Origin of the sequence: Methanococcoides seepicolus, assembly GCF_023684405.1 — an archaeon.
Taxonomy (GTDB): domain Archaea; phylum Halobacteriota; class Methanosarcinia; order Methanosarcinales; family Methanosarcinaceae; genus Methanococcoides; species Methanococcoides seepicolus.
Genome location: NZ_JAGSOI010000033.1, coordinates 1 through 15577 on the forward strand (window position 1 = coordinate 1; position 15577 = coordinate 15577).

Below are 15577 nucleotides of genomic sequence, written 5' to 3' on the forward strand. Positions count from 1 at the left end.
GATTGATACTTTTTACAAACCAAGGAGATGACAATCCGAGTGCAATTTGAATGAGTTCTTTATCTTCCATAGAATTGAATTGGAAGACACAAATATTAAATTACCCACTCAATGTTGATGAGATCCAAAATTGTTAATTTTGGCTATATGGCTACATCAATATCCAAAATTGCACGATATTAGTTTCAAAGATTATATACCTTTCCTATATGGGTTACTTTATATGGAATAACTTTACTACTTATTTTAAATTATTTTAATTGACAATTATTTAATTTACATTCATATTACTTTATTAAAATGTGCGGAGACTAAATTACTCGAAATGGGAGATTTTGTATGAAAATTAAAGAGTGTAGATTATTTGGTATAGCAATTCTTTTGTTGTTAATGATTGGTACATGCACATGTGCAGCTTCAGAAGGGGAAGTGGATATAAGACTGATTGGAAATTATTCACAGGGTAGTGGAGAAATAGATGCTTTTAATGGATATGCATATATTAGTGACTATAACCATCTCTATATCGTAGATGTTAGTGATTCAAGTGATCCGAATCTGACGTCATCGTCTTCATACAATGCATACTCAACTGCTGTTTTATCAGATGATTACATTTACATGGCAGATCCGTTAGTAGATGGTCTTAGGGTTCTCGACATTAGTAACAAATCTAACCCAAATACTACAAGTACATTGGGTGGATACACCTATAGTTACCCGAACTCTAAAATTAACATTGAAGCACAAGACACAAGCGTATTTTTACGTGATCGATTTGGTATAAATGTAATTAATGTAAGTGATCCAACTCATCCTTCAGCTGTTTATACCATAGGAACCAGCAGTCACTAGCGAGAAGAGTTCCGGGTTGTAGGTGATTACATGTTCAACCTTGGCTATTACTCCGATAGATCTTGTCTTGAAATGTATCAGTTACCAGACAATAGTGTAAATCGATATTATCTAAATGCGACGCATAGCCTTGCTGTAAGTCGCAGTCCAAATAATTCTGAACTTTATCCTGACTACGTATATGTAGCAGACGGCAACAATGGGCTTTTAATCTTAAATGCAAGCACTTCATGGGAATATCCTTTTGTAAACTACGTAAGTAAATATTCGACTACAGGAGAGGCAATTCTTGTTGATATCAATAGCGATTCAGTTGAAGATGAGCACAAGTATGCTTATGTTGTGGAAGATTTTGGAAATGGCACTTGTGCCCTTGATGTAATAGATATAAGTGATCCAACATCACCATATTTAGCGGGACAAGAATTGATTGAGGGTTCTGTACAGGATATAGATATAACAGGAAATTATCTATATTTAACAGGTTACCTTTCAGGTCCTGATACCCTTGTTTTTAAAGTAGCTGACCACGATACAAATGGACCTATCGTCGAAATAACTTCACATATATATGGCCAAGTGGAGCTAAATAATTCTGTAACTATTTCCGGAACAGCAAATGACGATGTAGGGATTTCAACTATTCATGTAAATGGTGTTCTTGCAAACGGTACGACAAACTGGAGTGCAAATGTAACTTTACTCGAAGGAGAGAACATCATCAGTGTTGTTGCAAAAGATCTTGAAGGTAACAAAAACAAAAAAGACATCAAGATTGTTTATTTCATAAACGATAAGTGTCATCCTTTATTCTTGTCAGAACCACAGATTGAGATTGGTGGAACCTACTATATATGGTTTAAAGCAATCCCATATTCCACAATATCAATGGCATCTGACCACTTGACCTATTCACAACCGGATAAGAATGGTTTCTTCTATATTTCTGTGGATACTGCAGCAGAAGAATTTACAGAGGGGATGCACGAAATTTCGGCTTCAAATGTAGTCCTGTCAATTGGAGATGACATGTATGACATCAATTCTTCGATGTTCAACTTCCCACTCGAAGTTCTTCAACGTGACCATTCAACTTCATGGTATTCAAGTAAAAAAAGTGGTGGAGGAGCCGGGTTCTATGTATATGGAGACCATGAAATAAATAGGGACTTTAAATTAACTGCCGGAACATTGGACACCAATTTGATTATGAATAGAATACAGGATTCAACTTTGACTGCTGGTGCAAGCGTGGGTTTTGAAGCACAGGCTGGAGTAGTGGAAGTTTCAGCATTGAATACTGATGCACATGTAGGCCACAAAACAATTACCGGATCACAGGTTCATGTGGATTACGAACAGGGATCTGATACTGAAAAACTGGAAAGTGTACTGTACATGTTAACAAGTGTAGTAGATAGTAAAAATCCAATGGCTTATAAGGCAATAGATGCTATCGCAAACCAAATCGAAACCGATTTGTCAACAGATTATTATGAATCAGGAGTAGCAACGCTCGCAGGAGTTGGGGTTGACATTGTTAAATTTGATTCGTCACTCGGGGGAGGAAGTTCTAATGAAGCCTCAGCAACCTTAGCAAGCCTTGGTCTTGGTTTTAGCTATGACAATGCAAAATCTGTAAAAAGCAGAGTTTATCCTGAAAATGAATATCAAGAACTTCTCATCCAATACATTGAAAGTGATAAAGGAGGACTATCCGAGTCATTTTTGGGCAACGAAATTCTCCGCAGTGGATGGGACAAGGAACTCGATGAAACAGTGATATTCGGATATGATGAGAACGAAAAATTGTATGGAAAAGCAATAATTAAGGACAATGTCTATTCTGACGAGGATATTACTCGACAGATTATTTGTGATTATGGTGAAATAACAGATTCGGATGTTGTAAATCCTTTCGAAAATGAGAACTGTAATCCGGCAGATTCGTTCCTTAGTTTTTTCAAAAATACTAATAATTTCGCGTCTGGAAATGTTATTATTCAGGAAACAAAGGCTAATGACTATGGTTGTGACTTCCCAATCAGCGCAAAGGTTGGACCGGTGAAATTAACATTGCATAATGGAGTGGTGTTAGGAACTGCCAATAGCTATCCGACTGAAAAACAAATTATTTACAACAAAATGCCATATGTTGTGGAGGAATATTCATATGATACCCATGTTAATGATTCCGCACATGATTTAATTAACATCTTTGAAAAACTTCTTAAACCTGTAGGAACAGCTTTAGAATCTGCAGTCGATGTTCTAGCGGTAGAGATCAGCTCTGCTTCAAATGTTGTATTTTCAGGTGGTAGTCTTTTCGTTCCCCAATCCCAGAACCAAAATATATCTGTGACAACATTTGGAACAGAAGAACCAGCACCTGTAACAATGCAAATGTTCGAGACTATGGGAGTATCGTCAAGTTTTGTGACAAGTATGAGTGGAGGGGGATTTGTGATTGGAAATATCACAGATTTACAACCATATAATCTCACATTCGAGCAGGAAGCGGAACTAACTCTATACTACAACGATTTAGATGTTGTTGATGAAGCAAACATTTCTATCTACAAATGGAATGATTCGCTAAATGCATGGATTCCTGAAGATTCAAATATAAATGAAAGTGCTAACAAAATCGACACAAATATATCAAGTTTTGGAAGTTATGCTGTTGGATATGATCAAACGTCACCTGTATTGCAATGGAATTCATCAGACCTACATTTGGACAAGATATATGCAGAAGCAATTGTAACAGACGTGGGATCAGGAGTAAACTCATCTACTGTTTCCATTTATCTGGATGAAGTCAGACAAAACTTCACCTATGATGTTTTCTCGGGAATGTTGAATTCAACTATGGAAACATCAGTTGGAAATCATACAATTAAGATATATGCAGAGGACACTTCTGGCAATTTCGAAACTGTCGAACTAGACGTTTCAGTAATTGAACCAATAGAAATTACCAATCTGGACATAAACTCCCAAGACAATGACTCACTGAGCTTTGAATGGGAATTTGAAAATGGAACATACTCCCTAGATCATTTCACTATCTATCAAAACAAAGAAATATTAAAGAACACAACACAAAATAGATTTAATGCAACAGGAACCACAGGCTTCACTTACGAAGTATATCCAATTGATACTCAGGGCAACTTTGGAATGGGCGCCGTTGTGGTTTATCAGAATAGCCAATCGGTACCGTTGTTTTTCTATGAAGGAAATAATACATTCTACCCAACAGTTGGAACTCCCATAACGTTCAATGCATCTGACAGCTATGTTAATCAAGGTACTATCAAAGCTAATATCTTAAACTATACCTGGATATTCAACGACGATAGTGCCAATGCAACATCTGGAATGACAATAGATCATGTTTTTGAAAGCGAAGGATTAAACAAGATCATGCTTGTCATTGAGGACGAACAGCAGAACAATGCATCTCTGATCAAAGTTATCGATGTTGCAAATAGTACGGACAGCTCTGCAGAACGATTAATAAATGGAGGGTTTGAAACCGGAAACACGTCTGGTTGGGTCATAGATACGGAAGGAAGTGGTGCCTATTATCACCATGAATACGAAGTTTCAGAGGAACACAATTATTCAGGTACACATGGATGTGAACTGGACGTCAGTACATTTTTCCATGCACATTCCCATATTTCACTGACACAGAATGTTGATTTGACAGATATAAGCAATGCAACTTTCTTCCATAGAAGAACATATGCGAATGATGGGGGTTATGGATATTGTCAATTAGAATTCTATGTAGGCGATAATATGACAATAATTCCATTTTCAGACACATGGGAACAAGAATCAATCGATGTATCCAATTATTCTGGAAATCACAATATAACAATAAAACTTTTTGCGATATGTCCATTGCAGCAATCTATCCATGATGCAAAAGTTGAGATTGATGATATTTCGCTAATTCGTGCACCAGATGATTGGAACCCCTGGAACGATCCGGATTCTGATAGTGGTGCACTAATTACGACACCTGAACTGCAGGAAGCTATCAACTGCTGGCTGAATGATCTACCGGCACCCATTACCGGTGAATTTGTTACAACCTCTAGATATCAGATGCTGGCCTACTACTGGACCAATGAGCTGGAATGCCCTTTTGGAGCAGGCGCATAATCTGGCAAACTATTCCGAATAAATGTCCGGTTGATCCGGGTGTTTCTTCATCTTCATCTTTTCTTTTTGAAAAGCATTATAGTAGAAAAATAAAATACATTTCGTTTTTTGTACTGTATAATCTATATAATGAAGCCTTTGGACAATAACAAAAACGGTCAAACTTGGGATAGAACACGGTTTTGGTTATGAGGTCACGGGGGCACCTCTTCAGAATGATGGCCTAGTTTACTCAAAAATAAATGATATACATACCTGGTTTGACACTACTGCGACTACTCTTGAAGCGGGAAATCGTAAAACCATCATCTATAATGTTACTGTACCAGCTGAAACAAGTGGTGGAATCTATAATATTAATGGATTTATTTCAGCATGTGAGGTAAATACTATTGAAATTGGAGGAGATTCTGAAGTTTACGTGCATGATGACTGGAATCCATGGAATGATTGGGATTCTGAAGGGACACCCAATGGAAGGTACATAACTTTAAGTGAAGTTATAGAAGCAAATAATTGCTTCTTTAATGGAACTCCAGCTCCACACACAGATGCTCAAATAACTATTAGCATGTTCATTGACCTTTACAACGCGTATAGTAACGGTGAACCGATGTGATGTGCTTATTGCTTGCCCTTATGACAGGCAATTACTTTCTTTTAGATCTCTTCAACATCGTGTGGGTAACTAAATTTATTTACATCTGCCTTTCAAGCATCATGGAATTCAAAGAACTAATGCGAATCACAATCGAATGAGCAAAAATACCACATCACAATTAAAGGATTGTACAGGGAGATTATCTATAATTGCGAATATTTGCTTGCAGGACATAAAAATTACCCACTCAATGTTAATGAGAACCTTTCTTTTTTAATCCGAGAATCACAATTTCACATATCCGAATTCGACATAAGCGGATTGCTATTCATGACAGTTGTTCAGTGCAACTGTGCCAACAAATCCCTTCCAAATTCAGACTTCACCAAAGCTTCAATTAACTTAGGTGTCACTTTCTCATGAACTTGCATATGATTCTGTACTTATAAAAAATGGTTGCAAACTTAATAATGAGGAATTCTACAAAGCTATTCATAGTATTTGAAATTACAAACATATATTAAATAGAACATAGATATTAGTTTTAAACAGATCATAGATGATTTCAAATCAACAACAGATATTCTAAAAAAACAACCGGTGGCTGATATGAACACTGCAATATTTAAAAATGTATTAACAATCGCAATTGTATTGATATGTATAGTAACCATGTCATCTAATGTACTGGCTACAGACTGGACAAAATTCCATGTCGACCCATACAATACAGGAGTGACCCCTGACAAAGCACCTGTCGATAAAGATCTACTGATCTCATGGGATGTCTTAACCACATCTTCAGGAATGGGAGGCATTGATGCCGAACCTATAATAGCAGGAGATACAATCTACGCTGTAAGTGATCAGGGAACTGTATGGGCAATTGACAAGAACGATGGAACGGTTTTATGGACAAATACAACAAACCATGGAGCCAATACTTTTTCACTTGGCGCCCCATGTTATGGAAATGGAAAACTGTTTGTTCCAACAAATAATGGAATGATATATGCATTTGATGCAGAGACAGGAATAGAGCTCTGGAATGATTCTGTCATTAGCAACAATCCACCATTCAATCAGATGAATACGCCTGTGACCTATGAGGATGGAAGGATATACTTCGGAGAATGGCTTTCTTTTGGAGGAGCAAGTCGGTATTTTTGCTATGACGAAGATGGTACACCTATATGGAACCGGGAATCTACCAGTGGTGGTGGATATTACCGTGCCGGATGTGTAATTTTAGGAGATTATCTTATTTTTGCCGATGATAAAGCGTACTTATCATCAATATATAAATCAAATGGAACAACTGTTGATGAAGTTGACGTATCTGCCGAATTCGACGTCGATGCACTGATGATAAGATCAGCAGTAACATATGATGATAATTCAAAAAGGATATATGCAGCTACAGAAGGAGGTTATTGTGTCGCCCTGGGAATGAACGAAGATGGAACATTCAACAGGTCAAACAAACTCATTAGTGCAAAGGTGGATAATAAGTTCACTACCACCCCTGCAATATACAACGGAAGATTATACGTTGGTACAGGAAATAGTTATTCAGATGGAACTTTTTACTGTCTTGACGCATCCAACCTGACTGAGATCTGGTCCTTCTACATACCTGAAGGAGGGGTTCAGGGATCAGCAGCTATCTCAACCTATGATGATGATGGAGACGGTGAAGTCTATGTGTACTTTACGGTGAATGATTTTGACTGTAAACTATATTGTCTTAAAGACTGGCCAGGAAATATGGAAATGGTTTCTGAAGAATGGTATTTCCAGCCAGAAGAAGAGAAACTACAATACTCACTTCCGGGTCCGATAATCTCAGAAGGATCAATATACTTTGCAAATGATGCAGGATACCTTTTTGGAATATCTGAAAAAGAAGTTATGACTATGGAAGATGAATGGCATCAATACCAGAAAAATGCACAACATATAGGGTTTACAAATTCTGATGCACCGGACACTAACACAATATTGTGGACAAGTGAATCCGTTGGAGCTATCAGTGGTTCTTCACCAGTGATCGCAGAAGAGAAGGTCTATGTCAATTGTGGAGATTCTGTAAAGATGCTTGATATGTACACTGGTGCATATTTGGGAGATGCGAATGTATCTGGAAGTGATGGCAGTGATTCTTGGACCTCAGTTTCCTATCACGATGGAAGGGTTTGGTGTGGACATCCAAATAGTGTGAATGGTGGAACTCTCATAGCTGATGGAAAGTACTATCATGGTGACTACGGAGCAAACACTTACTATTGTTACAATGAAAGTAATGACACTGAACTCTGGAATTTCAAAGTAACTGGTTATGCTCAGGCAACTCCTGCATATAGCGATAATAAAGTCTACTTCACAGGATGTATCTATCGGGACAGCGGGTATGTTTATTGTGTTGATGCAGACACTGGCTCAGAGATATGGAACAGAACATTTGATAGTGAGACCGACGGTACTCCAACTATCTATGGCGATACATTGTACGTTACAACCTATAATTGGGAAGCTAATACGTACGGAGACCTTATTGCAATGGATAAGAACACAGGTGAGGTACTTTGGTCACAGCTTATTCAAAGGACCGATTCAGCACCAGCGATCGCTTATGGTAATGTCTATGTATCCGGTGGTTGTTATGCATTTTCAGCACTTCAAACACATTGCTTTAATGCTACTACGGGAGAACTTGTGTGGAGTACCGATGAGATCGGAACAGGTCTGGGCGACTGGAGAGTTTCTCCAGTAGTTGCTGACGGAAAGGTCTTCGTTGGAAAAGCTGATGGTTCCTTCTCTTACGCAGGCCTTTATGCTCTGGATGCTTTCACCGGAGAGAAGGTCTGGGCATATGGACGAGGAGGGGGAAGTCCTGCTGTGTCAGATGGTATTGTATTTACGGTAGGCTCGTCTGGAAAAGTCACTGCTTATGCTGAAACAGCACCGGACCTCGAAACTTCAGCCATTGTACAATCACATGTATCTTCCGGACAATCAAATGATATAACTGTGCAGATCGCAAACAATGGTAACGTGGATGCAGGTTCTTTTGAAGTCACCATGCTAGTCGATGGTGTCACATTGGATAAAAAAACAGTACCATCCATTTCAACAGCTTCAACCACAGAAGTCACTTTTGAATGGACACCTGAAGCTGAGGGAGAGTATGAGCTTCAGGTAGCTCTGGACACACCGAATAGCATCGATGAAAGGGATGAAGCCAATAATTACTTCATCTCAACTGCTACGACTGCTATCGAAGACTGGAACCCGTGGAATGATCCTGATTCTGAAGGATTACCTGATGGGACATACATCACTCTATCAGAGGTAATTGATGCATACAACTGTTTCAGAAACGGAACACCTGCACCGGAGACTGGAGGTTCTGTAGATCTTTCAAAAGTGATAGACATGTATAACGCATTCAGATATACAACACCTATGTGATAGCAAAAGCAAAATTTGGAAATAAGGTATGGTTACACAATCATCCTTATTTCTCATTTTTAAAATTTGTAAGAGAATCTTAGCAGGAAATTTTGTGTCGATCCCTTTTTTAAGCTATATTAGATGGCATGCCAAATTTGATTGAAAAGTTACTAACATACCGTTATTTCAAAAGATAACACATATTATTCAAAGAGGAATCTTTTTATAGAGATGTGCCGATTGATTGTAAACTCGAAGAATAATAGAGGGAAAATGATGTTCAAAGGTTTTTACGTTTTATTTTTGATCCTTGTATTGATATCTGCTTCAAATGCAAGCGCTATAGAATCCGGCATTACAGAATATCCGCTTACTATAGTGGATAATATGAACAACACTATCACAATAGAAAGTAAGCCTGAAAGGATATTGTCCACTATGCCAAGCAACACAGAGATCCTTTTTGCTGTAGGGGTCGGAGAATATGTTGTTGGAGGAACTATCCATGATGAATACCCACCTGAAGCTGTAGAGATCCCGAAGGTGGGAGGATATACCAATCTTGACTTTGAGGCGATCGTTAACCTTGAACCTGATGTTGTGTTTGCTTCTGAAGCAAACGGTGAAGATGCCATCAATATGCTAAAGGACCTGGGATTCACTGTAATTATAATAGAACCCAATACCATCGATGACATCATGAACAACATCGAACTGATAGGAGAAGTGACCGGAAATAAAGAGACAGCACTATCGGTCACAGAGGACATGAGAGCACAGATGGACGCTATCACAAGCAAAACAGAAGATATCCCTGCTGAGGATCGCCCTCGTGTACTTTATCTGATCTGGCATGATCCAATGTACTCTGCCGGACTTAATTCATATCCAGATGACCTCATCACAATGTCAGGAGGAAACAATATCCAGAAAGCTGAAGGATGGCCGGTTATCAATCTTGAAAATGTCATCGCCAGCAACCCACAGATCATAATCTGTTCCGGAATGGGCGGAGGATCGTACGTAATAATGGAATCGATCAAGAACAACGATGCTCTGGCCCAGACAGATGCCATAAAGAACAACAAGGTGTATCCGATCGACCAACCCGGCATCATTGAGATCCCTGGCCCGAGGATCGTGGAAGGACTTAAAGAATTGCATGGATACATCGAACCTGAGATCGAGGTCAATGAAGAACAGACCGAAGAGGAAGAATCTGTGATCAAAGCCAATGAAGAACAGTTAGAAGACGAAAGTCCACTGAACAACGTACCCGGAGACAGCGAGTCTGGGATCCAAGCCAATGCAGAGCAGACTGAACAGGAAGCGCCAGTGAACAGCACGCCCGGATTTAGTGTCATGGTCGCATCATGTATGTTGGTGGCAGGCTACCTTAGAGCAAAACGTTCCTGAATATAAATACGAAAGAGGAAAAGGGTAAGATGGCAAGAGATGGAAGAGCTGTAATGATCCTACTTTCAGTATTGCTGGTAGCCATGATAGCCAGCAATACTGCAATAGGCAGTAGCGATATTTCCCCTGTCGACACCGTCAAGATAATGGTTACTGCCATTACTGAAAAATTAATGCTCGGAGATATCCTGCATATCGAGAAGGTATGGAGCGATAGCCAAGACACCATTATAATGAACATCCGACTTCCAAGGGTCCTCCTTGGAGCATTAGTAGGTGCAGCGCTGGCAACTGCCGGCTGTGCCATGCAGGGATTGCTTAAAAATCCCATGGCTGACCCATATATAATAGGGATGTCTTCCGGTGCCGGCCTTGGTGCAGCTCTTGCTTTTGCACTGATGTTACCCCTTCAGCTTCTTGCTTTTGTGACAGCGGCAGGATCCATATTCATAGTATACAATATTTCGAGGATCGGAGAAAGAGTACCTACGGAAACACTGTTACTTGCAGGAATTGCTGTTGGTTTCTTTCTTTCAGCGATTACATCGTTCATCATTTTTCTTTCCCAGTCACCTCACCAGATAATATACTGGCTGATGGGAGGACTATGGACCGCTAGCTGGGATAAAGTGAAAATCACTTTTTTGATGATACTTGTAGGTATTTTCATGCTCTACAGGCAATCATGGAACCTGAATGTCATGCTCCTTGGTGAGGAACAGGCACAATGTATGGGAGTGGATATTGAAAAAGTAAAACGGAGCGTACTTATATTCTCATCACTTGTTACCGCAGCCGCAGTATCTGTTAGTGGGATCATCGGTTTTGTAGGGCTTATCATACCACATATTATGAGGATCATCGTAGGACCTGATCATAGGATACTCCTGCCAACATCAACCCTCATGGGAGCGATATTCCTCGTATTTTCAGACACTATTGCAAGAACGATACTCGAATCTACAGACCTGCCTGTAGGAGTTGTGACCGCCTTTTTTGGAGCTCCTTTCTTCATATACCTGTTAAGGAAGAGGAGGAAGAGTATCTATGCTTGAGATCAAAGATCTTAATGTTAGCTATGGCAGCCGAAAGATACTGGAAGACATTAATATCTCTACTGAAAAAGGCGAATTTCTGGGTATCCTTGGTCCAAACGGATCAGGCAAGACAACATTAGTTAAAGCCATCACCAAAGTTCTCAAACCCGAATCCGGAGATATAACCTTTAACGGAAGATCCATAAAACATATGAGTGGCACTGAAATTGCCAGACATATAGCGGTGGTCTCGCAAGTGATCTCCATCAATTTCGAGTTCGCTGTAAAGGATATCGTTATGATGGGGCGTACCCCTTACATAAAAAGTAATGAATCTCCAGAGGATTTTGACATCGTTGAAGATTCCATGGAGAAAACTAAAACAGACTTCCTGAAGGACAGACTGGTCACACAGCTCAGTGGCGGTGAACTGCAACGTGTCATCATAGCAAGAGCCCTTGCACAGCAAACGGATATCCTGCTTCTCGATGAACCTACATCACATCTTGATATCACGAACCAGATCGATATACTGAACCTTGTTAAAGATGAATCAAGAAAGGGGAAGCTTGTGGTTGCAGTGGTCCATGACCTGAATCTTGCAGCATATTACTGTGATAAGATAGCCCTTATAAGGGATGGGAAGCTGATCTCGCTGGGCACACCAGCAGAAGTACTTACCCCGGAAACTATTGGAAAAGTATACAATCTACCTGTAGAGGTTGTCACCAATGAGATCACAAATTCTTTGTATGTGATACCAAAACTTGAGCCTTTAGCACACCCTTAAGCTTTCTTTTCTAAACAAATACGAAAGGAATAAACATCCCTTTCCAAATATTTGATAGGGATCGAAAATCACTTCCCAACAGATAAACTGGATCCCTTTTGTTGTTAGTTCTTTCAGTCCCTCTTTGCCATATAAACAGACATCAACAACCCACTGACCGCTACTATCATTTCAAAACCCGGACTCTTTGGATAAGACTCCTGGTTTTCAACATCCTGAGGTTCAGCATTATCTACAGACTGTTCCTCCGAATTATTGTCAGCAATCACATCTCCTACAACAATTTCAGTTTCATTTCCCTCAACAATTACCCCTGGTTCCTGCTCCACAGCAGGTACTGGTGGCTCCGTTGAAGAAAAGCTATCAGAGGATGTTTTGTCTGTGACATCAGCACTTCCAGTAGATGAAGAAGACGAATAAACAACCGTAAGCTGGGAGTCACCAACAGCAGGGTATCCAGCAGAGTTGCCGCTATCCAGATATTTACCCGTAAGGTCATATACACCAGCAGTACTATCTGCATCAACAGTGAGATCATATTCTACAGTATAATCGCCTGCAGGCAGATTTCCGTCAAAGAAACTGCGCATAAAGTTATGAACACCATCACTTTCCTCATGGGTATTCAGTCCTTCATTGAGTACTGTATTAGTTACTGTCCAGCCAGCCATCCATTGAACTGTAGTTTTCTTGCAGCGAGTTCAAGGCTTCTTCGGTTACATAGCCTGTCAGCTCAAGTACCACATGAACAGTGTCACCTGGAGCTACAGTCGTTTCGCTCAATGTCCTTGTCATCACAGGATCTGCAGCTGCAGGAGATGCAACAAGTGCAACTGAGATCAGCACCATGAGTAACAGTATTCCATATTTAAACACATTTTTAGTCATATAATTCCCCATTGTCATTTCTTGTTTGACCATTCATATTGAGATAATAAAGGAACAGAACCAAAAGCACATCCTTATTGAAAAATATTAAAGATTTATGAAAAAACATACATATAGTCAATTTTACCAGACCGGAAAAAGATCATAATGTCTTCCATCAAGAATAGCAGTTTAGGCATACAGATAACAGACAATGAAATACATCATTAATGGTCCGTGCCTGATGACATCATTTCTAAATTAAAAAAAGAAAGGGATAATCATCCCTTTCAAAATGTTTCATGGAGATAACTCCATTTACACACAGATTGACAACATTTCCTATGTGTTTAAGTCTTTTAATGTCTCTTAGCCAGATATACGGACATCAATAATCCGATTACGGCAAAGGTCATTTCAAAACCAGGAGTATCTGGATCGGATTCCAGCGGTTTGGGTTCCTGATATTCAGCCTCACCCTGTGATCCGGAATCATCTGAAACCTGCCCTGCAGAGTCACCATCATTGTTATCATCTGCAACACGTTCTTCTTCAATTACCTCTGGTTCTTCTTTCACCACAGGAGACACTGGTGTCTTGACGGAAGATGCAATACTAGCACTTCCGGTACCGCCACCATGACCACCGGATGAGGAGGATGAGGAGGATGAGGATGAGGATGAAAGCTCTTTTATGTTCATTCTTACGATATACTGCGAATCTATGAAATCGAACATTGTATCATCATCCATACCTACATAAATCAACTCAACGACATCGCCAGCTACAACTGCATTGGTTCCGAATGCACCAGCCATTTCACCATTCAAAAGAATAGCCCAGCCAGTACCTGTTGGGTCCCAAACATTTTCATATCCTTCGATGGAATCAAGGAACATACTTTTGGTATAATTAAGACCTGTTGTATTAAGTGCATCCTGATCAGTCTTTGCTGAACTCAGATCCAAAGTGACATCACCATTGAAAAGTTCAGTTGGAACGGTAGCAACAGTGATCATATCTATTTTTGTAACATTATCTTCAGCATATTCATTGGTAACATTTAAAGAAACATTATAAATGCCTGCTGTGTCGTATACCCATGTTGGATTTTGTTCAAAGGAATCAACGTCACCATCTTCATCAAAGTCCCACTCCCAGGTATCAGCATTGGATGAGTTATCTGTGAACTGGACAGTCAATGGTACATAACCGGATATCACATTTGACTCAATTACATCTGAATTAAAGTCTGCTATAGGAAGCGGGGCAGCATTGACAATAATTGACACAATATACTTCTGGTTAAGCATGTCTGGTCCATATGGTACTTCAGACTGTGAACCTAAAAGGATGAATTCTACGGTATCGCCTTCAGCAACTGCGTAGCTTCCAAAGGAAAAAGCACTAGCTGTCTGTTCGCCGTTGATAAAAGTGTACCAAGTGGATCCTGTACCAGGTCCTGTCATAGGCTCGTACATATGTCCACCAATACTGTTAATCATACCACCAGACTGAGTGTAATTGAGACCTGTTGCAGCAAGTGCAGCTTCATCGTTCATGTCTGCAGAGAGAAGGTATACATCACCATTGAAAAGCTCGGTTGGAGTGTTAGCAACAGTAAGCTGGGTGTCACCTACAGCAGGGAATCCAGCAGAGTTGCCGCTATCCAGATATTTACCTGTAAGGTCATATACAGCAGGACTGGTGGATGCATCCACAGTGAGATCATATTCTACAGTATAATCGCCGGCAGGCAATGTTGTTACTCCCGTAAAATCAGGGTGCAGCATAAAGGTGTCCACCCCAGAACCATTCATATACACAGCTGTCGGACATTCCGGTGGTAACTCGATATTAGATACTGTCCAGCCATCCATTTCTGCTGCACTGTAGTCTTCTTGCATTGAGTTCAATGATTGTTCATCTACATAACTTGTCAGCTCAAGTGTCACATGAACAGTGTCACCCGGAGCTATCATTGAATCGCTCAATGTCCTTGTCATTACAGGATCTGCAGCTGCAGGAGACGCAACAAGTGCAACTGAGATCAGCACCATAAGTGCTAGCATTCCAAATTTGAATATATTTTTAGTCATAATTTACTCCATTGTTATTTTAATCTATTTTGCACAACCGAATAGAGAACACATGCAAGAACATTTCTTTGAAAAAATATTGATACTTTACAAATTCCAGGAATTGTAACCAAATCTACCAAACATCTATATTTCGGGTTCTCCGGAAGCTATCAAGATAATCTAATCAAATGTACTAATAATTCTTGCATTTATACACCAGTTCTCAAACAGATAACCATATAGACATAGCATTAAACCATACTAACATAAGCAAAGAAGGTTTTTACTATTCTGTATA

At 39.7% G+C, this 15577-nt stretch carries 10 protein-coding genes; 7 read left to right on the top strand and 3 right to left on the bottom strand.

Annotated features, from left to right (window positions below):
• The first annotated feature begins 339 nt into the window (after positions 1-339).
• The 7 genes from KDK67_RS08645 (at position 340) to KDK67_RS08675 (ending at position 12331) form a co-directional block, all read left to right on the top strand.
• Positions 340-855 (top strand): LVIVD repeat-containing protein, encoded by a 516-nt coding sequence (locus tag KDK67_RS08645; RefSeq protein WP_250868393.1) that lies wholly within the window; start codon positions 340-342, stop codon positions 853-855.
• A gap of 30 nt (positions 856-885) precedes the next feature.
• Positions 886-5034 carry a PKD domain-containing protein gene (locus KDK67_RS08650; RefSeq protein ID WP_250868394.1) on the top strand — a complete coding sequence of 1383 codons (4149 nt, stop codon included), beginning with the start codon at positions 886-888 and terminating at the stop codon, positions 5032-5034.
• Between the two features lie 421 nt (positions 5035-5455).
• Positions 5456-5653 carry a hypothetical protein gene (locus KDK67_RS08655; RefSeq protein WP_250868395.1) on the top strand — a complete coding sequence of 66 codons (198 nt, stop codon included), beginning with the start codon at positions 5456-5458 and terminating at the stop codon, positions 5651-5653.
• A 636-nt stretch (positions 5654-6289) separates the two neighbouring features.
• On the top strand, positions 6290-9106 hold the full coding sequence (locus tag KDK67_RS08660) for an outer membrane protein assembly factor BamB family protein (protein ID WP_250868396.1): 2817 nt from the start codon (positions 6290-6292) through the stop codon (positions 9104-9106).
• A gap of 255 nt (positions 9107-9361) precedes the next feature.
• Positions 9362-10504 carry an ABC transporter substrate-binding protein gene (locus KDK67_RS08665; RefSeq protein WP_250868397.1) on the top strand — a complete coding sequence of 381 codons (1143 nt, stop codon included), beginning with the start codon at positions 9362-9364 and terminating at the stop codon, positions 10502-10504.
• Positions 10505-10533: 29 nt separating this feature from the next.
• A complete protein-coding gene (locus tag KDK67_RS08670) occupies positions 10534-11559 on the top strand; it encodes a FecCD family ABC transporter permease (protein WP_250868398.1) in 1026 nt (341 codons plus the stop codon).
• A complete protein-coding gene (locus tag KDK67_RS08675; RefSeq protein WP_250868399.1) occupies positions 11552-12331 on the top strand; it encodes a heme ABC transporter ATP-binding protein in 780 nt (259 codons plus the stop codon). The genes KDK67_RS08670 and KDK67_RS08675 overlap by 8 nt, the downstream gene beginning before the upstream one ends.
• 113 nt (positions 12332-12444) lie before the next feature.
• On the opposite strand, the gene KDK67_RS08680 is transcribed toward KDK67_RS08675, so the two are convergent.
• The 3 genes from KDK67_RS08680 to KDK67_RS08690 all read right to left on the bottom strand — a co-directional run bounded on the left by KDK67_RS08680 (position 12445) and on the right by KDK67_RS08690 (position 15297).
• Positions 12445-13002 (bottom strand): PGF-CTERM sorting domain-containing protein, encoded by a 558-nt coding sequence (locus KDK67_RS08680; protein WP_250868400.1) that lies wholly within the window; start codon positions 13000-13002, stop codon positions 12445-12447.
• Positions 12980-13219, bottom strand: a complete 240-nt coding sequence (locus KDK67_RS08685; RefSeq protein WP_250868401.1) for a hypothetical protein — start codon at positions 13217-13219, stop codon at positions 12980-12982. The genes KDK67_RS08680 and KDK67_RS08685 overlap by 23 nt, the downstream gene beginning before the upstream one ends.
• Before the next feature lie 338 nt (positions 13220-13557).
• Positions 13558-15297 (bottom strand): PKD domain-containing protein, encoded by a 1740-nt coding sequence (locus KDK67_RS08690; RefSeq protein WP_250868402.1) that lies wholly within the window; start codon positions 15295-15297, stop codon positions 13558-13560.
• Positions 15298-15577 lie beyond the last annotated feature (280 nt).